Source organism: Micromonospora sp. NPDC018662, from assembly GCF_044391475.1.
Classification (GTDB): domain Bacteria; phylum Actinomycetota; class Actinomycetes; order Mycobacteriales; family Micromonosporaceae; genus Micromonospora.
The window spans coordinates 14,767-35,821 of sequence record NZ_JBISAC010000001.1; the positions used below are offsets into that span (position 1 = coordinate 14,767).

At 74.0% G+C, this 21,055-nt stretch carries 21 protein-coding genes, 1 tRNA gene and 1 pseudogene; 7 read left to right on the forward strand and 16 right to left on the reverse strand.

Going from position 1 to position 21,055, the window contains the following annotated elements:
* Nucleotides 1-133 precede the first annotated feature (133 nt).
* Nucleotides 134-223, reverse strand: a tRNA-Ser gene (locus tag ACH495_RS00085).
* Between the two features lie 72 nt (nt 224-295).
* Between ACH495_RS00085 and ACH495_RS00090 the strand changes: the two genes are divergently transcribed.
* Entirely contained in the window at nt 296-1,270 is a 975-nt protein-coding gene (locus tag ACH495_RS00090) for an NAD(P)H-quinone oxidoreductase (RefSeq protein ID WP_396855579.1), read from the forward strand.
* A gap of 4 nt (nt 1,271-1,274) precedes the next feature.
* Here the strand turns inward: ACH495_RS00090 and soxR are convergent, their stop codons facing one another.
* A complete protein-coding gene (gene soxR, locus ACH495_RS00095) occupies nt 1,275-1,718 on the reverse strand; it encodes a redox-sensitive transcriptional activator SoxR (protein ID WP_396855580.1) in 444 nt (147 codons plus the stop codon).
* A 46-nt stretch (nt 1,719-1,764) separates the two neighbouring features.
* Here soxR and ACH495_RS00100 point away from each other — a divergent pair.
* Together ACH495_RS00100 and ACH495_RS00105 are read left to right on the forward strand one after the other, a co-directional pair.
* Nucleotides 1,765-2,449, forward strand: a pseudogene (locus ACH495_RS00100) (transketolase).
* An 8-nt stretch (nt 2,450-2,457) separates the two neighbouring features.
* Nucleotides 2,458-3,342, forward strand: a complete 885-nt coding sequence (locus tag ACH495_RS00105) for a transketolase family protein (RefSeq protein ID WP_396856476.1) — start codon at nt 2,458-2,460, stop codon at nt 3,340-3,342.
* Nucleotides 3,343-3,390: 48 nt separating this feature from the next.
* Here ACH495_RS00105 and ACH495_RS00110 read toward each other — a convergent pair whose 3' ends face one another.
* The 6 genes from ACH495_RS00110 to ACH495_RS00135 all read right to left on the reverse strand — a co-directional run bounded on the left by ACH495_RS00110 (nt 3,391) and on the right by ACH495_RS00135 (nt 8,827).
* On the reverse strand, nt 3,391-4,101 hold the full coding sequence (locus tag ACH495_RS00110) for a glycosyltransferase family 2 protein (RefSeq protein WP_396855581.1): 711 nt from the start codon (nt 4,099-4,101) through the stop codon (nt 3,391-3,393).
* Nucleotides 4,102-4,180: 79 nt separating this feature from the next.
* Nucleotides 4,181-4,813: a hypothetical protein gene (locus ACH495_RS00115; RefSeq protein ID WP_396855582.1), complete on the reverse strand. Its 633-nt coding sequence runs from the start codon at nt 4,811-4,813 to the stop codon at nt 4,181-4,183.
* Between the two features lie 56 nt (nt 4,814-4,869).
* Entirely contained in the window at nt 4,870-6,318 is a 1,449-nt protein-coding gene (locus tag ACH495_RS00120; protein WP_396855583.1) for a sensor histidine kinase, read from the reverse strand.
* The gene (locus ACH495_RS00125; RefSeq protein ID WP_396855584.1) at nt 6,311-7,003 is read right to left on the reverse strand and encodes a response regulator; all 693 of its coding nucleotides are present in this window, start codon (nt 7,001-7,003) and stop codon (nt 6,311-6,313) included. The genes ACH495_RS00120 and ACH495_RS00125 overlap by 8 nt, the downstream gene beginning before the upstream one ends.
* A gap of 69 nt (nt 7,004-7,072) precedes the next feature.
* Nucleotides 7,073-7,585, reverse strand: a complete 513-nt coding sequence (locus ACH495_RS00130; RefSeq protein WP_396855585.1) for a hypothetical protein — start codon at nt 7,583-7,585, stop codon at nt 7,073-7,075.
* 69 nt (nt 7,586-7,654) lie between these two features.
* The gene (locus tag ACH495_RS00135) at nt 7,655-8,827 is read right to left on the reverse strand and encodes a thiolase family protein (protein ID WP_396855586.1); all 1,173 of its coding nucleotides are present in this window, start codon (nt 8,825-8,827) and stop codon (nt 7,655-7,657) included.
* Nucleotides 8,828-8,952: 125 nt separating this feature from the next.
* Here ACH495_RS00135 and ACH495_RS00140 point away from each other — a divergent pair, with 125 nt between their 5' ends.
* Nucleotides 8,953-9,387 (forward strand): PH domain-containing protein, encoded by a 435-nt coding sequence (locus ACH495_RS00140; protein WP_396855587.1) that lies wholly within the window; start codon nt 8,953-8,955, stop codon nt 9,385-9,387.
* A 549-nt stretch (nt 9,388-9,936) separates the two neighbouring features.
* On the opposite strand, the gene ACH495_RS00145 is transcribed toward ACH495_RS00140, so the two are convergent.
* Complete coding sequence (locus ACH495_RS00145) at nt 9,937-10,878, reverse strand: rhomboid family intramembrane serine protease (protein WP_396855588.1); 942 nt, start codon at nt 10,876-10,878, stop codon at nt 9,937-9,939.
* A 25-nt stretch (nt 10,879-10,903) separates the two neighbouring features.
* Nucleotides 10,904-11,434: a peptidylprolyl isomerase gene (locus ACH495_RS00150; RefSeq protein ID WP_396855589.1), complete on the reverse strand. Its 531-nt coding sequence runs from the start codon at nt 11,432-11,434 to the stop codon at nt 10,904-10,906.
* An 84-nt stretch (nt 11,435-11,518) separates the two neighbouring features.
* Between ACH495_RS00150 and ACH495_RS00155 the strand changes: the two genes are divergently transcribed.
* Complete coding sequence (locus ACH495_RS00155; RefSeq protein WP_396855590.1) at nt 11,519-12,286, forward strand: hypothetical protein; 768 nt, start codon at nt 11,519-11,521, stop codon at nt 12,284-12,286.
* 99 nt (nt 12,287-12,385) lie between these two features.
* Here the strand turns inward: ACH495_RS00155 and corA are convergent, their stop codons facing one another.
* On the reverse strand, nt 12,386-13,534 hold the full coding sequence (gene corA, locus ACH495_RS00160; protein WP_396855591.1) for a magnesium/cobalt transporter CorA: 1,149 nt from the start codon (nt 13,532-13,534) through the stop codon (nt 12,386-12,388).
* 285 nt (nt 13,535-13,819) lie between these two features.
* Nucleotides 13,820-14,914 carry a PLP-dependent aminotransferase family protein gene (locus tag ACH495_RS00165; RefSeq protein WP_396855592.1) on the reverse strand — a complete coding sequence of 365 codons (1,095 nt, stop codon included), beginning with the start codon at nt 14,912-14,914 and terminating at the stop codon, nt 13,820-13,822.
* A gap of 197 nt (nt 14,915-15,111) precedes the next feature.
* On the opposite strand from ACH495_RS00165, the gene ACH495_RS00170 reads away from it, so the two are divergent.
* Nucleotides 15,112-15,990: a 3'(2'),5'-bisphosphate nucleotidase CysQ gene (locus tag ACH495_RS00170; RefSeq protein ID WP_396855593.1), complete on the forward strand. Its 879-nt coding sequence runs from the start codon at nt 15,112-15,114 to the stop codon at nt 15,988-15,990.
* 104 nt (nt 15,991-16,094) lie between these two features.
* Nucleotides 16,095-17,732 (forward strand): hypothetical protein, encoded by a 1,638-nt coding sequence (locus ACH495_RS00175; protein WP_396855594.1) that lies wholly within the window; start codon nt 16,095-16,097, stop codon nt 17,730-17,732.
* Between the two features lie 61 nt (nt 17,733-17,793).
* Here the strand turns inward: ACH495_RS00175 and ACH495_RS00180 are convergent, their stop codons facing one another.
* From ACH495_RS00180 to ACH495_RS00195, 4 genes are read right to left on the reverse strand one after another with little or no spacing between them, the layout of a single operon-like run.
* Nucleotides 17,794-18,708, reverse strand: a complete 915-nt coding sequence (locus ACH495_RS00180) for a glycosyltransferase family 2 protein (RefSeq protein WP_343444406.1) — start codon at nt 18,706-18,708, stop codon at nt 17,794-17,796.
* The gene (locus ACH495_RS00185; protein WP_396855595.1) at nt 18,705-19,703 is read right to left on the reverse strand and encodes a sulfotransferase family protein; all 999 of its coding nucleotides are present in this window, start codon (nt 19,701-19,703) and stop codon (nt 18,705-18,707) included. Before ACH495_RS00185 ends, ACH495_RS00180 begins: the two co-directional genes overlap by 4 nt.
* Nucleotides 19,700-20,278, reverse strand: a complete 579-nt coding sequence (locus tag ACH495_RS00190; RefSeq protein WP_396855596.1) for a glycosyltransferase — start codon at nt 20,276-20,278, stop codon at nt 19,700-19,702. The genes ACH495_RS00185 and ACH495_RS00190 overlap by 4 nt, the downstream gene beginning before the upstream one ends.
* Nucleotides 20,278-20,754, reverse strand: a complete 477-nt coding sequence (locus tag ACH495_RS00195) for a UDP-N-acetylglucosamine--LPS N-acetylglucosamine transferase (protein ID WP_281934126.1) — start codon at nt 20,752-20,754, stop codon at nt 20,278-20,280. Before ACH495_RS00195 ends, ACH495_RS00190 begins: the two co-directional genes overlap by 1 nt.
* Nucleotides 20,755-21,055 lie beyond the last annotated feature (301 nt).

Consider the following 21,055-nt stretch of genomic DNA (forward strand, 5'->3'; position numbering starts at 1 on the left):
CCGGCCGGGTCACCCGAGAAGAATGTGCACTCGAAACACTTATGCCTCTCAGTCATAAATATGACCGAGAGGCATAAGCCGCGGAAGCGATGGTTACTTCCGGCGCGACACGCCGATGCGGTCCGCGTGGAAGTGGCGGAGGGTGTGGGATTCGAACCCACGAAGACATCGCTGCCTTACCGGTTTTCAAGACCAGCGCCATCGGCCACTAGGCGAACCCTCCCGGCGCGCGCCCCGAGGGGGTACGCGACCGCGCCTAGTCTGCCACGAACGGCGGATCGGGTAAGACTGAGCCATGCGCGCGATCACGATCACGGAACCCGGCGGACCCGAGGCGCTCGTCTGGGCGGAGGTCCCCGACCCCGAGCCCGGCCCCGGCGAGGTGGTCGTCGACGTGGCGGCCAGCGCCGTCAACCGGGCCGACCTGCTGCAACGGCAGGGCCACTACCCGCCGCCGCCGGGCGCGTCCGCGTACCCCGGGTTGGAGTGCTCGGGGACGGTCCGGGCGCTCGGTCCCGGCGTGACCGGCTGGTCGGTGGGCCAGGAGGTCTGCGCGTTGCTGGCCGGCGGCGGCTACGCCGAGCAGGTCGCGGTGCCGGCCGGGCAGTTGCTGCCGGTGCCGGACGGGGTGGACCTGATCGACGCCGCCGCGCTGCCGGAGGTGGCCTGCACGGTCTGGTCGAACGTGGTGGACCTGGCCGGGCTGACCGAGGGGGACACGCTGCTGGTGCACGGCGGCGGCAGCGGCATCGGCACGTTCGCGATCCAGCTCGGGGTGGCACTGGGCGCGACGGTGGTGGCTACCGCGCGCGGGGCCAAGCACGACCGGCTGCGCGAGCTGGGTGCCGCGCACCCGGTCGACTACCGGGAGCAGGACTTCGTCGAGGAGGTCCGCCGGGTCACCGACGGACGCGGCGCGGACGTGATCCTGGACATCATGGGCGCGTCCTACCTGTCCCGGAACGTGGCGGCGCTGGCCACCGGCGGGCGGCTCGTGGTGATCGGCATGCAGGGCGGGCGCAAGGGCGAACTCGACCTCGGGATGCTGCTGGCCAAGCGGGCCTCGGTGCACGCCACCGCGCTGCGCTCCCGCCCGGTCGACGAGAAGGCGGCGATCACCCGGGGCGTACGCGAGCAGGTGTGGCCGCTCGTGGCGGCCGGCCGGATCCGCCCGGTGGTGCACGCCCGGGTGCCGATGGCCGACGCCGCCGACGCGCACCGGCTGGTGGAGACGAACGACCACCTGGGCAAGGTGCTGCTGGTGCGGTGACGCCTCAGTCCCGGGGGAGCACCAGGCGCGCGCCGGGTCCCTCGGCGGCGAGCGAGTCCCCCGGGTTGTAGAGCGTGCAGCGCTGCAACGACAGGCAGCCACAGCCGATGCAGCCGTCCAGGTCGTCGCGGAGCTTGCCGAGCAGCCGGATCCGCTCGTCCAGCCGCTCCCGCCAGGCCCGGGAGAGCGCGGCCCAGTCCTCCGGGGTGGGCGTCCGGCCGGCGGGCAGCGAGTCCAACGCCGCCCGGATCTCGTCCAGCGAGACGCCGACCTGTTGGGAGATCCGGATGAACGCCACCCGGCGCAGCTCGGTGCGGGCGTAGCGGCGCTGGTTGCCACCGGTGCGGGCGGCGTGGATCAGGCCGAGCCGCTCGTAGTAGCGCAGCGCGGAGGGGGCCACGCCGCTGCGCTCGGCGAGCTGGCCGATGGTGAGGGTTGCCTCGTGCATCACAGGCCCTTGAGGTGAAGTTCGGTTGAGGTTCGAGGCTATCGGCATGACGACGACCACCGCCACCGAGCTGGCCACCCTGCTGGACCGGGTCCGCGCCGGCCGCGAGTACGGCGCGAACGCGTACTCGACGCTCGACGTGCTCCAGGTGCTCTACGACCGGGTGCTCCGGATCACCCCGGCGACCGTGGCCGACCCCGACCGGGACCGGTTCCTGCTCTCCAAGGGGCACGCGGTCGCCGGCTACTACGCGCTGCTCGCCGCGCGCGGCTTCGTGCCGGTCGAGTGGCTGGACGACCAGGGCGGACCGGACAGCCGGCTCGGCGACCACCCGGACCGGACGCTGGTGCCGGGCGTGGAGATCGGGTCCGGCTCGCTCGGCCACGGGCTCGGGCTGGGGCGTGGGCACCGCGCTCGGCCTGCGGGCCCAGGGCCGCACCGACCCCCGGGTGTACGTGCTGCTCGGCGACGCCGAACTGGACGAGGGCGCCAACCACGAGGCGATCGCCTACGCCGGCGCGACCGGCCTGGCCAACCTGACCGCGATCGTGCTGGACAACCGCTCGGCCACGCACGGCTGGCCGGGTGGCGCGGCGAGCCGGTTCACCGTCAACGGGTGGACCGCCGCCACCGTGGACGGGCGCGACCACGACGCCCTGCACGCCGCCCTCACCGGGCACGACCACCACCGGCCGCACGTCGTCGTCGCGGCCGTCATCGACGGGGAGTGACCATGACCATGCGGGACAGGTTCGTGACCAGCGCCGAGGAGGTGCTGGCGGATCCCCGGAGCGTGATCGTGCTGGCGGACATCTCCGCCGACGCGTTCGCCCCGGCCGCCGCCCGCTACCCGGACCGGGTGGTCAACGTCGGGATCCGGGAGCAGCTCATGATCGGCGTGGCCGGTGGGCTGGCGTTGACCGGGCAGCGGCCGATCGTGCACAGCTACGCCCCGTTCCTCGTCGAGCGGGCGTACGAGCAGATCAAGCTGGACCTCGACCACCAGGGGGTCGGCGCGGTGCTGGTCAGCATCGGCGCCTCGTATGACCGGGCGGCGGCGGGACGGACCCACCTGGCGCCCGCCGACGTGAGCCTGATCGACACGCTCGACGGGTGGACCGTGCACGTGCCGGGCCACCCGGACGAGGTGCGACAGCTGCTGCGGGACGTGGTCTGCGGGACGCACCCGGCGTACCTGCGGCTGTCCACCCGGAGCAACGCGTCCGCGTACCCGGAGGCGGGTGACCTGCGGGTGGTCCGCGACGCCGGGCCGGGCGCGCCGCTGCTGGTGGCGGTCGGGCCGGTGCTGGACGCGGCGCTGCACGCGGTGGCGGACCGGCCGGTGACGGTGGCGTTCACCCACCGGCCGCGCCCGTTCGACACGGCCGGGCTGCGGGCGCTGGCCGGCGGCGAGGTGATCCTGGTCGAGCCGTACCTGGCCGGCACGTCCACCCGGGTGGTGTCCGACGCGCTGGCCGACCGGCCGCACCGGCTGCTCGCCCTCGGCGTGGGCCGGGCGGAGCTGCGCCGCTACGGCGGGCCGGAGGACCACGACCGCTGGCACGGGCTGGACGCGGCCGGACTGCGCCGCTCCGTGGACGCGTTCCTCGGCGTCCGACCCTGACACGACGAACCCCGCACCGAGGCCGGTGCGGGGTTCGCGGTCGTGCGGTCAGCGCGCGGCGGCGGGACCGGCCGGGCGGCGACGGGCGCGCTCGCGGGCCAGGATCCAGATCGCCTCGACGCCGTCCTTCCAGGTGATCTTCTTGCCCTCTTCCCGACCCCGGGCGCGGTAGCTGATCGGCACCTCGTAGGGGCGGATGCGCTGGCGGAGCAACTTGCCGGTGACCTCGGCCTCCATGCCGAAGCCCCGCGAGCGCACCTGAAGCGAGCGGTAGAGCTCCAGCGGCATCAGCTTGAAGCAGGTCTCCAGGTCGCCGATGTACGAGTTGTAGAGCACGTTGGCCGCCAGCGTGACGCCCTTGTTGCCCATCACGTACCAGAAGCTGTAGGAGCTGTGACTGCCGAACGTGCGGTTGCCGTAGACCACCGTGGCGTGCCCGTCGAGCACCGGCTGGAGCAGGCGCGGGATGTCCTGCGGATCGTACTCCAGGTCGGCGTCGAGGATGACCATGTACTCACCCTCGGCGTTGTCGACGGCGGTCTTGATGGCCGCGCCCTTGCCGGCGTTACGCGGGTGGGTGATCACCCGCAGCCGGGCGTCGTCCACCCGGCCGAGCACCTCGCCGGTGCCGTCCCGGCTGCCGTCGTCCACGACGACCAGCTCGATCTCGCACGGGTAGTCCACCGCCAACGCCTGCTTGAGGGCGTCCGCGATGCGTTCTTCCTCGTTGTAGACCGGCATGAGGATCGAAAGCTTCACGGGTTCTCCATGGAGGCGACGGCAGGTCGGGGCATAGCGTAGCCTGGCAGATTCCTGAGGTCACGACAGCCCGCCCACGTTACTCCTGGCGGAGCGGCACCACGACCAGCCGGGCGACCCCCTTCTCCCCGTCCTTGGCACCGGCCACGCCGACCGTCGTACCGACCTTGATCTCGTTCGCCCGGATCGTCGCGCGGCGCTCGACCACCCGCAGCTTCTCGCCGAACGTCCAGGTCATGGTGAACCCGTCGGCGGACTTCACGGTCATCGACTTCGCGTCGATCGCGGTCACCTGGCCGCGCTGCACGGCGACGGTCTTCGTCCCGTTCTCCTTGGTCTGCACCACGACCTCGCCGTGCAGCCGGTTCTTGCGCAGCAGCACCCGGGCGCGGTGCCGCTTGCCCCCCTCCTGCGCCCGGTCGCCCTTGCGCTCCGGCCCGGCCTGCTCCTCCGGCGTGCCGGAGTCGGCCTGCTCCGTCGGCGAGCCGGAGGCCGACGGGGCGGGCGCCGCGACCGGGTCGACGTCCAGGTCGGCCGGGTCCACCCCGAGCGCGGCCAGGGCCTGCCCGTCCGTGCCCATGGCGGCGGCCACCTCGACTGCGGTCTCCCGGGCCGCGTCGGCGCCGGTCTGCGCCGCGCCGCACCCGGCGAGGCCGAGCGCCGCGGCGGTGAGCAGCGCGGTGGCGCCGGTGACGATTCGCTGACGTGCCATCGGTGTTCCTCTCGTCGGTGGTGCGATCAGCGTTCCGCACCGGCGCGAGCGGACCGTCAGGCCGATGTTCGAGCCAGGTAAGGATCTCCGGGCAGCCGGACCGTGAACGCCGCGCCGCCCTCCGGCGCGTGCCCGGCGGCGATGTCGCCACCCAACCGGCGCACCAGCCCGGCGGCGAGCGCCAGCCCCAGCCCGCTGCCCACCTTGCGCACCCCCCGGTAGCGCTGGTGCAACGCGCCCCGCTCGAACGCCACCGCCAGGTCGTCGTCGGTGAAGCCGGGCCCGCCGTCCCGGACCTCCAGGATCCCGCCGGCCGCCGGGTCCGCGCCGGCGGGCCGGACCGCGAGCACCACCGGCGCCCCCGGGGGTACGACCCGCAGCGCGTTCTCCAGCAGCCCGTCCACCACCTGCCGGATCCGACCCGGATCGGTGTACGTGGGCACCGGCCCGCCCGGCGTCTCCACCCGGAACGGCACCCCGACCGCCGCGCACCGGTCCGACCAGGTGCGCTCGGCGTCGGCCGCCAGCCGGGTCAGGTCCACCCGCCCCGGTTCCAGCGGGAAGTCGGCGGCCTCCAGCCGGGCCAGCGAGAGCAGGTCGCTGACCAGCCGGTCCAGGTGTTCCGCCTCGGCCAGCACGGTACGACCGGTCGCCGGCACCGCGTCCGCGTCGATCACGCCGTCGGCCAGTGCCTCGGCGTAACCCCGGATCGCCGTCAGCGGGGTACGCAGCTCGTGCGAGACGGAGAGCAGGAACTCCCGCTGCCGGCCCTCGCTGGTGGCCAGCGCGGCGGCCAGCCCGTTGAGCGCGTACGCCAGGTCGGCCACCTCGTCGGGCGGCTCGACCGGCACCCGGACCGCCCGGTCCCCGGCCCGGAGCCGGGCGGCGGCCGTGGCCGCGACGCGGATCGGCCGGGCCAGCCGGCGGGCGAGCAGCAGCCCGGCGACCGCCCCGGCGGCGAGGCCGGCGAGCAGCGGCAGCCAGAGCCCGCTCAGCACCCGCCGCCAGGGGCCGGTGGTGACGGCGCGGGTGAGCACCACCCCGTCACCGCCGGGCAGCGCCCGCGCCTCGACGAGCCGGCGTTCCCCGTCGACGAGCCGCCGACCGGAGACGTTGCCGCCGGCGGCGACCCGGGCGACGAGCGGCGCCGGCAGGCCCGGCCGGTCGACCTGGCCACCCCGGACCACGTACACGTCGATCTGCTGCTGACGGAGCTGCCGGATGAGCCGGTCCCCGGCGCCGTCGCGCTGGCGTACCGCGCGGACGCGCAGCACGTCGGCGGCGAGCCGGGCCTGCGCGGCCAGCGCGTCCTGGTCCCGCCGTTCCGCGCCGCGTACCGCCAACGGCACCGCCACCAACGCGGTGACCAGCACCGACACCAGCGCCACCGCGCAGGTGACGAGCACCGCGCGGGCGGTCAGCGTGTGGCCGGGCCGGCGGCGGGCGGGCGGTGCGGGGGGCCCGGTCCGGATCACCGGCAGCGCCACGGTGAGCTGGTCAGGCATCGGCCGCGTACCCGACGCCACGGTGGGTGCGGATCACGCTGGCCGGGCCGAGCTTGGCCCGGACCTGCGCCACGTGCACGTCCACGGTCCGGGTGCCGGCGTGCGCCGCGTAGCCCCAGACGCCGGCCAGCAGCTCCTCCCGGGTGAACACCCGGCCGGGGCGGGCCATCAGGTGCGCGAGCAGGTCGAACTCGGTGGAGGTGAGCTGCACCGGCGTCCCACCGACGGCCACCGCCCGACGGGCCGGGTCGAGCGTGACCGGGCCGAGCACCCGCGGCTGCTCGGCGGTGGCCGGCGTGCCGGCGCTGCGCCGCAGCACCGCTCGGACCCGGGCGACCAGCTCCCGCGGGCTGAACGGCTTGGTGACGTAGTCGTCCGCGCCCAGCTCCAGGCCGACCACGCGGTCCACCTCGTCGTCGCGGGCGGTGAGGAAGATGACAGGCGTCCAGTCACCCGCGGCGCGCAGCCGCCGGCAGATCTCGGTGCCGGCCAGGCCGGGCAGCGCGATGTCGAGTACGCAGGCCACCGGGCGCAGCCGCCGCGCGGCGGCCAGCCCGGCCGTGCCGTCCCGTTCCAGGTGTACGCCGAAGCCGTCCCGGGTCAGGTAGAGCCGGACCAGGTCGGCGATGGACGGCTCGTCCTCCACCACGAGGACGAGCCCGCGCTGCGCGGTGTCGGCGGTCACCGGCCCATGATGACCGACCGGTGGCCGCCCGGACGGTACGGGAGACGTTCGGGTTCGGTAAGGAGAACGTCAGCGGGCCGGCGCCGGCCGGAACACGACGGGCCGGAGGCCGGCCGGTGGGTCACCGATGGTGGCGACCAGCCGTTCCGCCGGGGTCCGCAGCCGGGTCCGGAAGGCGTGGTGGAGCAGCGCGTCGAGCTGCCACACCCCCTTCGGATGGTGGGTACGGATCAGGAAACGCTCGCGTGCGCCGTCGATGGCGGTGGCGGCCAGCTCCAGGCTGTGCGCCCGTGGGTCCGGGCTCCAGGTGACGTTGCTCAGCTCGCGCAGCTCGGTGTTGAGGTGCAGGCGCAGCCGGTGCAGCAACCGGGTCTGCCGGGTCACCACCAGTCGTCGGTGGGTGAGGAGCATGAGGTATTCGCCGCCGACCGGATGCTCCGGGCGGCTGCACCGGGTGACCAGGATGGTGGCGTCACCGGAGCCGACGCAGCGGCGGAACACCGGCATGTGCCGGGTGGCGGTCTGCGTCGCCAGACCGGTCTCGGCCGCGGCCGGGAGGAACGTTCGGGAGAACACGTCCATGCAATGTGCAACGAGCGGTCGACCGGGGGTGACATGGGTCACCCCCGATTTCTGGAACTTCCACCGGCCTCAGAGCAGCTCGACGATTGTCGCGTTGGCCATGCCGCCGCCCTCGCACATGGTCTGCAGGCCGTAGCGGATGCCGTTGTCCCGCATGTGCTGGAGCATCGTCGTCATGATCCGCGCGCCGGAGCCGCCGAGCGGGTGGCCCAGCGCGATCGCGCCGCCCCGCGGGTTGAGCCGATCCGGGTCCGCCTCGGTCTCGGCCAGCCAGGCCAGCGGCACCGGGGCGAACGCCTCGTTCACCTCGTACACCCCGATCTCCTCGATGCCCAGCCCCGCGCGGCGCAGCGCCTTCGCGGTGGCCGGGATGGGTGCGGTGAGCATGGCGACCGGATCGTCGGCGGCCACCACGGCGGTGTGCACCCGGGCGAGCGGGCGCAGGCCGTGCCGGCTGGCCCACTCGGCGGTGGTCACCGCGAGCGCGGCGGCGCCGTCGGAGATCTGCGACGCGGACCCGGCGGTGACCACGCCGTCGGCGCGGAACGGGGTGGCCAGCTCGCCGAGCTTGGCCAGCGAGGTGTCCCGACGGATGCCCTCGTCGGCGCTGAACTTGCCGCCGTCGGCGAGCGCCACCGGCGCCAGCTCCGGCTCGAACGCGCCGGCGTCCTGCGCGGCGGCCGCCTTCTCGTGGCTGGCCAGCGCGAACTCGTCGAGCTGGGTACGCGAGAAGCGCCACCGCTCGGCGATCAGCTCGGCGCCGACGCCCTGGTTGAACGGCAGCGGCGAGTCCTCGGCGACGCCTTCGACGCCGCGGTAGCGGGCCAGGATGGCCGGGCTGAACGGCATCCCGCCGGCCACGCTGGAGCCCATCGGCACCCGGGTCATCGACTCGACGCCCCCGGCGACGACCAGGTCGGCCTGGCCGGAGAGCACGGTGGCGGCGGCGAAGTGCAGCGCCTGCTGGCTCGACCCGCACTGCCGGTCGAGCGTGGTGCCGGGCACCGACTCGGGCCAGCCGGCCGCCAGCACGGCGTTGCGGGCCACGTTCCAGGACTGCTCGCCGACCTGCGACACGCAGCCCCACATCACGTCGTCGACCTGACCGGGATCGATGCCGGTGCGCTCGGCCAGGGCGCGCAGCACGTGCGCCGAGAGGTCGACCGGATGCACGCCGGCGAGGCTGCCCTTGCGCCGCCCGACCGGGGTCCGCACCGCACCGACGATGACCGCGTCACTCATGTCTACTCCCCGGTAACGTCGCTTTGCCCCGATCCTACGTGCTGACCCGACCGACCGTCCTCCCCCGCCGCCCGGTCCTGCCGGGCGGCCGTGCCGGATGGTCGTGCCGCTGGCATGCTGGGCCGATGGATCCACAGCCGTCACCGGCCCGGGAGTGGCGCGTGCCCCGGGCGCTGCCGGTGGTCAAGGCGCTCGGCGCGCTCGCCCTGGCTGCGCTGGGCCTGGCACTCGCCGCCGGCGACCCGGTCCGCCCGGTGCTCGCCGGGTCGATCGCCGCCGCGCTGCTCGCGTGGGCGCTGCGCGACCTCGTCGCGCCGGTCCGGCTCGCCGTCGACCCGGAGGGCCTCACCGTGATCCGGGGGTACGCCGGCCGACGCCGGCTGCCGTGGGCCGCGGTGGAGGCGATCCGGTTGGACCGACGCAGCCGACGCGGGGTCACCGCCGAGACGCTGGAGATCGACGCGGGGGAGTCGCTGCACCTGTTCGGCCGCCGCGACCTGGACGCGCCGCTGGACGAGGTGGCCGCCACGCTCACCGCCGCCCGCGCCGCCGCACGCTGACGACGTGGCCGCTGCGGCGCGGCCCCGGCCCGGCGTGGGCCTTGCGACGTCGGCCCTGCGACGTGGGCCGAGGCTCGCGCGCGCCAGCGGATCGCATCCCAAGGTCGAGCGACCGCGCTGATCCGCGCGACTGGCCCGCCTATCGGTCACGTTGGGTAGGCGTTAGCCACAAACCGGTCAGTGACCACTGTGCGTAACGGCTGATTGACCCATCTCCGGGCGGCCTCCCGTGCCGCCACCCCCAGAACTGGCGCTGAGCTGGAACAACGCTCCCGAGTCCGAGCCACCGACAGAATGCCCTCCGCGCGCCTTTGCTCTGCAGCCATGGACGCAGCGGCAACGGTCCGTCACTGCTGCACCGGTGGCTGCAGAGCAAAGGCGCCGTGAGGATAAGGCCCGCCAGACCTCGGGCCACACGCACAGTGACGGTCAGCCGCGTCCGCCCGGCCCACCGCCGAGGGAGCGGGCGGCACCACGGGGAACGCGGGCCGTCCCACGGGAACGCGAATCGCGCCCGGCGGCGTCGGCCACGCGGAGGGGTACGCCGGATCAGCCGGTCAGCGCGGCGGTGCGGATGAGGGCCATGCCGATCAGGGCCACCAGCACGATCGCGCCACCCGCCGCCTGGAACACGGTCCGGCGCATCCGTGGGGCGTACGCCAGGACCAGCGCCGTGACCGCGCCCACCACGAGGCCGCCGAGGTGCCCGGCCACCGAGATGCTCGGCACGGTGAACGTGAAGACCAGGTTGATCACCAGGATCGGCACGATCGCCGAGGTGTCCCGGCCCAGCCGGCGCATGATCACGAAGATCGCGGCGAACAGGCCGAAGATGGCGGTCGACGCACCGGCCGAGAACCTGTTCGGCTCGGTGAAGACGTAGGCGGCCACGTTGCCGCCGAGCCCGGCGAGCAGGTAGAGCGCCAGGAACCGCAGCGGCCCGAGCAGCGCCTCCAACGACCGGCCGAGCACCCAGAGCCCCCACATGTTGAGCAGCAGGTGCAGCAGGCCGTAGTGCAGGAACATGGCGGTGACCAGCCGGTACCACTGGCCGTCAGCCACCCCGCCGACGGTGCCGTCGGGGAAGCGCGCCAGGCCGAGCACCGCGCCCCACTCGGTCAGCGGGGTCCCACCGCCCATCAGGCCGCCGAGGCCGCCGCCGGCGATCGCGGACCCGCTCCGGGCCGACGCGATGGAGATCACCATGACCAGCACGTTCAGCGCGATGAGGACCTTCGTGACGTGGCCGTGGCGGCCGGCGGCACCGCCCCCGAAGGCGGTACGCGCCGGCCGCACGCTGCGGCGTCCCTCGGCGACGCACTCCGGGCACTGGTGGCCGACGGAGGCGTCGCGCATGCACTCGGGGCAGATCGGCCGGTCGCAGCGGGTGCACCGGAGGTACGTCTCCCGATCGGGATGCCGGTAGCAGACCGGAGCGGTCGGCACCGGCCCCTCGGTGGCGTCGCCTGCCTGCCCGGAGCGCTCAGTCATGCGAGCAAAGGTACCCGCGCGACGTTCAGGACTGCTGCCGCTCGATCTCGACCCGCTCGATCACCACGTCCTGGCGCGGCCGGTCGCTCGGCCCGGTCGGGGTGTTCGCGATCGAGTCGACCACCTTCACCGACTGCTCGTCGGCCACCTGCCCGAAGATGGTGTGCCGGTTGTTCAGGTGCGGCTGCGGCGACACGGTGATGAAGAACTGCGACCCGTTCGTGCCCGGCCCGGCGTTCGCCATGGCCAGCAGGTACGGCCGGTCGAAGCGCAGCTCGGGGTGGAACTCGTCGTCGAACTTGTAGCCCGGGCCACCCCGCCCGGTGCCGGTCGGGTCGCCCATCTGGACCATGAAGCCGCTGATCACCCGGTGCGAGATGGTGCCGTCGTAGTACGGCCCGCTGCCCGGCTGACCGGTACGCGGGTCGATGTACTCCCGGTTGCCCTCGGCCAGCTCCACGAAGTTGCGGACGGTCTTCGGCGCGTGGTTCGGGAAGAGCTCCAGCCGGATCGGGCCGGCGTTGGTGTGCAAGGTGGCGTAGACAGCCTCGGCCACGGGTACTCCTCACTCGTTGGTCAGTTCCTTGCGGATCCTCCCATGTGCCCGATCTGGCCATGCGGAGGCATCCGAAGGTGGAGGATGACGAAGGAACAACTCCCAGGAGGTGGGACCGTGTTTGGAATCGGGCGGCGAAAGACCCAGGGCCAGCTCGCCAAGGCCGAGCTGAACCAGGGCATCGGTCACCTGAGGCAGGCCGCCTCGCACGCGGCGAAGGGTGCCGGTGCCACGGTCGGCCCGCGGGTCCAGGCAGCCCGGGTCGCCGTCGCGCCCACCGCGGTCATGGTCCGGGACCGGGCGTCCAGCGGCGTCGCGTCGAGCGCCGCCGCGCTCGCCCCGGTGCTCCTGGCCGTGCGCAGCGCCCGGACCGAGGCGGCGGGCAAGGCGCGCACCGGTCGCAAGGTGGTGGCGGCGAAGCAGTCCGCGATGACGAAGAAGGCGAAGAACATGAAGGCCGGAAAGAAGAAGCAGCGCAGGTCGCGGGGCATGACCGCCGGCCTGCTGGTCGCCGGCACCGTCGCCGGCCTGGCCGGGGCGATGGCCATGCGTCGCCGCCGCGAGCAGCAGGAGTGGGCCGAGTACGACCCGACCGGCACGCTCGGCCCGACCGGTCAGGACACGTTGGAGCCGATGCGGGAGGACGTGGACACGATCGTGGTGGAGACCCCGGACGCGAGCGCGAAGGTGACCCAGGCCACCACGCCCGGCGCCGACCCGGTGATCCACCCGAACAGCCAGGTCCCCTCCGTCGCCGAGGGCGCCCGGGACGTCTCCGGCCGGCCGGCCGACGACATCACCAAGGCCGTCCAGAACGGCCGGAACGCGGCGAAGGCCAGCGGTCGCCGCTGAGCCGGATCCGGCCGACGGATCAGCGCCGGCGCGCGGGCACGTCCCGCGTGGCCGGCGCTTCCGCGTCCGGACCCGCCGCGCCCCGGCCGGTGTCGCCGGTCACAACCAGCCGTTGCGACGGAACCAGCGGTAGAGGACGAACGACAGCGTCAGGTTGACCGCCCACACGCCCGGATAGCCGTACGTCCACGTCAGCTCGGGCATGTTCTGGAAGTTCATGCCGTAGATGCCGGCGATCGCGGTCCACACCGCGCCGATGGCGGCCCAGGCGGCGATCTTGCGCATGTCGTTGTTCTGGTCGACGGTGACCTGGGCCAACCGGGCCTGGAGGATCGAGTTGAGCAGGTCGTCGTAGGAGTTGACCTGCTCGACCGTGCGGCTGAGGTGATCCTGCACGTCGCGGAAGTAGCGCCGCACCTCCTGCGGCACCGCGCGGTTGACCTGGGCGGTGAGCGTCATCAGTGGGCGTTGCAACGGCACCACCGCACGCTTGAACTCGACCAGTTCCCGCTTCATCTGGTAGATCCGCTGGATCCGACCGCTGCTCTGCCGGTCGAAGACGTCCGCCTCCAGCACGTCGAGGTCGTCCTCCAGCCGGTCGGCGACCTCCAGGTAGAGGTCGACCACGCGGTCGGTGACCGCGTACGCGACCGCCCACGGCCCCTGCCGCAGCAGGTCGCGTTTCGCCTCCAGGTCGGCGCGGACCGGCGACAGCCGGCAGGCGTCCCCGTGCCGCACGCTGATCACGAAGTTCGGCCCGATGAAGAGCATCACCTGGCCGGTCTCCACCACCTCGGAGTTCTCGGTCAGCTCGGCGTGCTCGCAGTAGCGGGCGGTCCGCAGCACCAGGAAGACGATCTCCCCGAAGTGTTCCAGCTTCGGGCGCTGCTCGGCCTTGACCGCGTCCTCCACGGCCAGCTCGTGCAGGCCGAACGTGGCGGCGATCTCGGTCATCTCGGCCAGGTCGGGCTCGTGCAGACCGAGCCAGACGAAGCCGTCCCGCTCGCGGCGGGCGTCGGCCAGGGCGTCGGCGTACTGCGGGCGGCCGGGCCGACGCTCGCCGTCGACGTAGAGCCCGCAGTCGACGATCCCGCTGCGCCCGGGACGGGTCGGCTGGGGCGTACGCGGGGAGCCGTCGGCGTTGAGGATGCGGGACATGGCGCGTACCGGCGCTGCCCAGGCGCGGGGCCGGGGCGGCCGGTCTCCGTGCTGGCCGGCGGTTCGGTCGCGTGCCACCCGGTCCGTCATCTCTCGCCCCCTCTCCACGAAACTGCGGCTTGCAGGTTACGCCGATCGGGTGTGCGCGCAGCGCGGCCTGCGGTCGGGCGGCCGCGGTGCGGTGCCGGGCGGGCCGGCCGCGTCAGGGGGGTGAGGGGCGACACGGCCCACCCGGCACCCTTGGGGGCGGGAGTGATGCTGGCGGCGTCGCCCACGAAAGGTGAGCGACGCTCGCAGCATTGTGGGCCGAAGGCCGACCCGGCGGGAGAGCCGAGCCGGCCAGCGGGGCCATTCTGTCGGAAACCCGACAGAAAATCAGGCGCGAACGGCAGCCATCGCCTCGGCGAGTCGCCGTACCCCCTCGTCGATCCGATCCGCCGTCACCGCGGAGTACGCCAACCGCAGCGCGTGCCGACCGCCGTCGACCATGAAGTCGCTGCCCTTGACCACCGCGACGCCGCGCTCGGCGGCGGCCGGCGCCAGTCGGTCGACCTCGACGTCCTCCGGCAGCTCGACCCAGAGGAAGTAGCCGCCGTCCGGCTCGACGAACCGGGCCTCCGGGATGTGCCGGCGCAGCGACTCGGCCAGCACCCCGGCCCGCTCGCCCAGCGCCGTGCGGACCGTGTGGATCGACCGCTCGATCGAGCCGGAGACGCAGAACTGGTGCACGATCGCCTGGGCCACCATGCCCGGCGAGATGTAGAGGTTGGTGGCCCGCTTCGCGATCGCCGCGATCAGCTCCGCCGGGCCGACCAGGTAGCCGACCCGGACACCCGGGCAGACCGTCTTGGTGAAGCTGGAGGCGTGCACCACCACGCCCCGGCTGTCCATCGACAGCATCGAGGGCAGCGGCTCGCCCCGGAACCGGATGTCCGCGTACGGGTCGTCCTCGAAGATGGTGAACTCGTACTCGGCGGCCAGGTCGAGCAGCTCACGGCGCTTCTCCAGGGAGAGCGTCACGCCGGCCGGGTTCTGGTAGTTCGGAATCACGTGGGCCAGCCGCGGCCGGACCCCGGACTCCAGCAGCTTGCGCAGCTCGGCGGTGTCCAGGCCGTCCGGCTGGATGGTCACGCCGTGCACCTCGCCGCCCATCTGCTGAAGGTTGAGCAGCGTGCGGTCGTACGTCGGACGCTCGACGACCACCGCGTCGCCCCGGCGGACCAGGTGGTCGAAGAGGAACGCGTCGGCCTGCAACGAGCCGTTCGTGACCAGCACCTGGTCGGCCTCGACGCCGTGCTTCTCGGCGATCCACTTCCGCAGGGGCGGGTAGCCGACGGAGGTCCCGTACGCGGTGACCCCGGCGGGGTCGGCGTCGAAGGCGCGGACGGCGGCGGCCTTGAGCCCCTCGACATCGACGATGTCCAGCGAGGGAGCCCCACGGGCGAAGGAGATCAGCTGCTCGGCGGTCATGCGCAGAGCCTAGGGCCTGCCCCGTCGGGTCCGACCGGCATACACGCGAAGTTCAACATGCGGGCGGTCACCGGCGTCGACCAGCGTCGACGGGGAACCGAGGCCGGCTCGCGACTGTCTACGATCCGACCGGACGCTGGCGCCGGTGACACCGGTCGCCGAAGGATGACGGGTCGCGGCAGACCCGCGAGACAGGGATGGGGCTCGTGACCGAGGACGAGACGGGACGACTCGACGACCAGCAGTTCGCGCAGTGGCTGGCCGCCGAGGCCGGGGCGGCGCTCACCGCGTTGCGGGACCGGCAGGGCTTCGCCGACCCGAAGGCGCTCAAGGACGCCGGCGACCGGGCGTCGCACGAGCTGATGACGGCGGCGCTGGCGCGCTGGCGGCCGGCGGACGCGGTGCTCTCCGAGGAGGAGGCCGACGCGCGCCGCGCCTGGGCGGACGGGGAGCGGGCTCCCCGGCACGAGGCGGACCGGGTGTGGATCATCGACCCGCTGGACGGCACCCGCGAGTTCTCCGAGGCCGGGCGGGACGACTGGGCGGTGCACGTGGCGCTCTGGCAGCGCTCCGCCGCGCCGGACGGCGCGCTGGTCGCCGGCGCGGTCGGCATGCCGGCCCGGACCGGCGCGGACGGCAGGCCGGTCGTCCTCGGCACCACCTGCCCGACGCCGAAGGCGACCGACGGGCCGATCCGGATCGCGGTGAGCCGCAGTCGCCCGCCGGCGTTCGTGGGTGAGCTGGTCGAGCTGCTGGACGCCCGGGCCGTGCCGATGGGCTCGGCCGGGGTCAAGGTGTGCGCGGTGGTGACCGGCGAGGTCGACGCGTACGTCCACGCGGGCGGCCAGTACGAGTGGGACAGTGCCGCGCCGGTGGCGGTGGCACTGGGCGCGGGCATGCACGCGTCCCGGATCGACGGCTCGCCGCTGCGCTACAACCGGGCCGACCCGCGCCTGCCCGATCTGCTGGTCTGCCGCCCCGAGTTGGCCGACCGACTGCTGGACGCGATCGCCCGGACCGGGGTCGAGATGCCCGCTTCGGCCGTCACCGGTGACCCGGGTGAGGCGTTCGGCTGAGAGTGACGGTACGTACGGCCAGGGTGAATCGGGGTTATCGTCGGGTGCGAATGCGCGTCCGACCTGAGCCCGACACCACGGGCCGCCGACAGCCAGGGAGGGCCATGCCGGCCGACCGAGACCCGCACGATGCCTCAGGGCAGCCGACCGGCCTGTGGCCGGGGCAGGACATTTCTCGCCAATCGGGTGGCCTCGCGCTGCCCTGGCCCGAGAACCCGACCTCGCCACCGGCGCCGGTCCACAGCCACGGCGACCTGCCGTGGCCGGAACGGGAGCTGCCCGGCCCTGGTGGTCACGCGGACCAGTCCTGGGTGGACGCCGGCCCGGCCTGGCCGGGGCACGAGTCGCCCGGCTGGGGCGAGGCGCCCACCGCGCCCACGAAGTGGGCCCAGGGAGCGACCGCGTCCGCCGGTTGGGGCGAGGGACCGACCGCGTCCGCCGCCTGGGCCGAGGGACCGACCGCGTCCGCCGCCTGGGGCGAGGGACCGACCGCGTCCGCCGCCTGGGGCGAGGGACCGACCGCGACCGCCGGCTGGGGCGAGGGCGCGACCGCGACCGCGACGCTGACCGGGCCGCCGCCCGGAGGCGTACCCACCGGGCCGGACGCCCGACCGGGCGCGGGCGGTCCCGGCCAGCCGCCGCACCCACCGGTCGCGTCGGACCCGCCGCCCGGCGGGCCCCGGCGGCGCTGGCGCGCGGTGCTGGCGACGGCCGTCGCGCTGGCCCTGACCGGCGGCGGCGTCGCGGTGGCCGCGCTGCGGCCCGACGCGACCAACCCGCAGGCCAGCGAGGTGCCGACCACCGCCGGCCCGGCCCCGTCGGCCGGCCTGGGTGCGCCGGCCACGCCCGGCGCCGCCGCCCCGAGCGCCGACCAGGGCCTCGGCGGCAAGCCCGGCGCGAAACCGTCGGCCTCCGCCGCCCCCGGCGCCAAGGGCTTCGCCGGTACGCAGCAGACGTTGCCCGGCGCGTCGATCGGCGTGCAGAACGGGGAGAGCTTCGGTCAGGCGTTGAGCCGTTCCGACCGGACGTTCGGCAAGCTGCAGATGGCCCGGATCTTCTTCCCCGGCCTGCCGCCGGCCTGGTCGGGCAGCCGCGCCGACGTGGTGGACCGCACCGTGGTGGTGTCCTTCAAGGCTTCCCCCCACGAGATCAACTCCGGTCGGCACGACTCCCGCCTGCGCTCCTGGTTCGCCTCCATCCCGCGCGACCACAACGTCTACTGGTCCTACTTCCACGAGCCGGAGGACGACGTCGAGCGCGGCGCGTTCAGCACCGACGCCTACCGCGCGGCGTGGAAGCGGGTCGCCGGCCTGGCCGCACAGGCGGGCAACCCGAAGCTGATCAACACGCTGATCCTGATGTGCTGGACGCTCGACCCGAAGTCCGGGCGCAGCTTCGACGCGTTCTACCCCGGCGGCGACGTGATCGAGGCGCTCGGCTGGGACTGCTACAACTGGGGCAAGAAGTGGAAGCGGTACGCCTCGCCGCAGGAGATCTACGGCCCGATGATCAGCAAGTCGAAGGCGCTGGGCAAGCCGTGGGGTGTCGCGGAGACCGGCAGCGACCTGGTGCCCGGTGACTCCGGCGCCGGCCGGGCCGAATGGATCCGGTCGATGGCCGGCTTCCTCAACGGCCAGCGGCCGGAGTTCGTGGCCTACTACAACCAGACCGTCAGCCAGGGTGACTTCCGGCTGCTCGACCAGCCGAGCATCCAGGCGTGGAAGGCGTTCTGCGTGGCCTGAGCCGGGCCGGCGGACCACGACGGGCGGGCGACCTCGGTCGCCCGCCCGTTCCGCGTACGGCTCAGATGCCCCGGCCGCGCTTGTGCAGTGTGCGCAGCACCCGGTCGGCCTGCACGGCGCGGCTCGCCACCGCCAGCGCCAGGTAGGCGCGCGGCTCCTTCGGGTTGCGGGCCAGCGTGCGCCGGGCCCAGCGGACCGCGTCCCGCCGGTTACCCATCGCCGCCTGCGCGAACGCGATCTGGCCGGCCACCCGGGCCTCACCGTGCGGCACGGTGGCGAACTCGGGGTAGCGGCGCAGCAGCCACTGCAAGGCGGTCGAGATCGTCTCCCAGCGCTGCGCGAAGTAGGACCGCTTGTGCCAGCGCACCAGCACGTACGGGCTCTCCACGTTGACCAGCGGCGCGTACCGGGCGGCCCGGAGCAGGAACTCGTAGTCCTCCGCGTAGCTGCCCGGGATCTGCTCGTCGACCAGGCCGATCGCGTCGAGCAGCGCGGCCCGGCGGATCAGGAACGTGGACGGGTGCAGCTCGGTGAGCCGGTCCCGGAGCAACGCCTCCAGCGAGATCCGGGCCCGGTCCAGCGAGCGGTCCACCGTCCGGTCGTCGTAGCTGACCCGGATGCCGCAGCTCACCAGCGCGCCGTCCGGGTGCACGTCGAGCGCCCCGAACTGGGCGGCCAGCTTGCCGGGCAGCCACTCGTCGTCGTCGTCGCAGAACGCCACCCAGTCGCCGGTGGCGGCCTCGATGCCGGTGTTGCGTGCCCCGGCCAGGCCCGCGGTGCGGGTGTTCGTGATGACCCGGACGCGCCGGTCGCCGCGGTCGGACTCCAGCGACCGGTCCGGCTCGGACTGGTCGTAGACCACGATCGCCTCGATCAGGCCGGGGTGCGCCTGGCTGAGGATGGCGTCGAGCGCCGCGCGCAGCAGCTCCGGACGGTCCCGCGTCGGTACCACCACCGAGATGCTCGGCCCACTCATGCTCTCTCCACGGATTCGTCGGATCCCCGCTGGCCCAGGTAGCCGTAGCGGACTCGGAGCGGCAGCGTGGCCAGGCTGACCACGGCCCGGCTGCGACGCGGCAGGCGGTCCCGCCACGCCTCGTCCCGGCGTACCGTCAGCGGGCCGCCGCTGAACCGCAGCGGGTTGCCCGCGACGCTGTGCGCGCGGAACGGCGCGGCCGGCTCGGCCGGGGCGTCCGGCTGGTCGCCGGCCAGGATGCGCAGCGCCGCCGGGTCGTCCGGCAGGCCGCTGAAGTCGCGCACCCGGCGTACGGTGCCGGCCGGGTCGGCGGTGAAGTCCTCGTAGCGCAGCCGGAGCACCTTCGCCCGCTGGGCGAGCAGGTGGAACGCGGCGTTCTGCGCGGTCCACAGCTTGCTCACCTCGAACGGCGAGAAGGTCGGCATGAAGTCCTCGCCGTCGACCACCTCGGGCCGGCGCACCTGCTTGCCCCAGGAGTAGGCCACCGCCCGGCTGTCCCGGACCAGGTGCAGCACCCGCAGGTCGAGCCCGTCGGCCCAGCTCAGCGCGAAGGCGAGCGAGGCGTGCTTGCTGGAGTCGACCACCACCCGCGCCCCGGTCACCGCGAGCGCGGCGCGGTAGATCCGGGTGTAGAGGTCGGCGTAGCGGCGGACGTCGGCGAGCTGCTCGGGCGGGAGCGCGTTCTTGGCCAGCCGGGGAATGTGCCGGGTCCGGTCGACCCGGTCCTTGAGCGCCAGCACGTCGTCCCGGTCGATCGCGGACCAGCCGCCGAACGCCTGCTCGCCGACCTGCCGCCAGAACGGGCAGGCGGTGAACCGCTCGCCGCAGCCGCACCGCTCGTCCGCGCCGAGCGCCCGCTCCCAGAGGTGCACCACCTCACCGACGGCGCACACGTCGGGGCTCTGCGCCAGCAGCAGCTCCAGCAGCGTGGAGCCGCTGCGGCCGAGACCGCCGACGAAGAGGACGCGCGGCTGCGCCGGCTCCGGGGCGCTCATCCGCGCCGCCCGCCGGCCTGCTGACGGACCCGCCGGGCCACCAGGTCGTCGATCACGGCGCCGACCCGGGCGACCGCCTCGGCACGCGGGTCCGGCCGACCCGGGTCGGCGGCCAGCACGAACCGGCCTGGGTCGGCCAGCCCTTCGTCCAGCGCGGCGAGCAGCTCGGCCTCGGTCTCGCAGAGGCGGACCATGCCGGCCGCGCCCAGCCGTCGGGAGAACAACTGCTGGTGGTTGTCGACGTGCTCGTCGTGGGCCGGGTCGCGGGGCACCACGATCGGCAGGTGGCCGGTGCGCCGGGCCTCGGTGATGGTGGCCGGCCCGCCGTGGCTGACCACCAGCGTGGCCTCGGCCATCGCGCGTTGCAGCTCCTCGTGGCCGAGGAACGGGGTGGCCTCGGGCAGGGCCGGGGTGCGGCTGTGGCCGTACTGGAGGACCAGCCGGACCCCGGGCCGGGCGGCGTGCCAGCGCTCCAGCCAGCCGACGAGGCGGTCGAAGCGGTGCACGTCGGTGCCGACCACGACCAGCACGTAGGGGACGGACCGTCGGTCCCGCTGCTGCGGAATGAGCCCCATCAGAGGAGGTTCCCCACGACGGTCGCCTCCGGGTACATCCGGCGCTGCTCCTCCCACTGCACGAGCATCGCGGAGAGGAAGGGCCGGCAGAGCCGGGCGGTCAGCGTCGCGCTGTCGATCCGGTCGTACACCTCGATGTAGACCGTGGGGATCCGGCGCAGCCGGGCCGCCACCACGAACGGCAGGGCGACGCCGGCACCGGTGGTGACCACCGCGTCCACCCGGCGCCGGCGGATCACCTTCAGCGCGAGGAACGCGTTGCGGACCAGGTTCTTGACGTTACGGGTGGTGGGATGGTGCGCCCAGACCACGTCCTCGCCGTCGAGCAGTGAGCGGGCGTCCGGTGTGTCGAAGGTGACCCATGCCCGGTCCCGCTCCCGGTACCACGGTTCGAGAGCCAGGAGCTGGGCCAGATGCCCGCCACTGGAGCCGACCAGCAGGACCTGCCCCGAGCCCTCGGTTGACCCGCTCACCACAACGTTTCCTCCCGTAACCGTGCGTCCGCGCCCGGATTTACGTGAATGACCCTCGGACGCGCCCTGACAACCTACTGGCGCGGCCCTGGGCAACTGAAGGGGCCGTTGGACGGATGCCGGCCGGCCGGTCGGGTCACCTCGGGATTCCCGTCACCGGGATCCGGCCGGCGGTGCCACCCGCCAGGTCAGCCGCGCCGGCCCCGGGTCGGTGGGCCGGGACCACCGGCCCCCGGGCGGATGTGTCAGGATTCCGTCACCGCTCCGTACGCGAGCCGGCGGCGACGCCGGCTCCCGGGGGCAG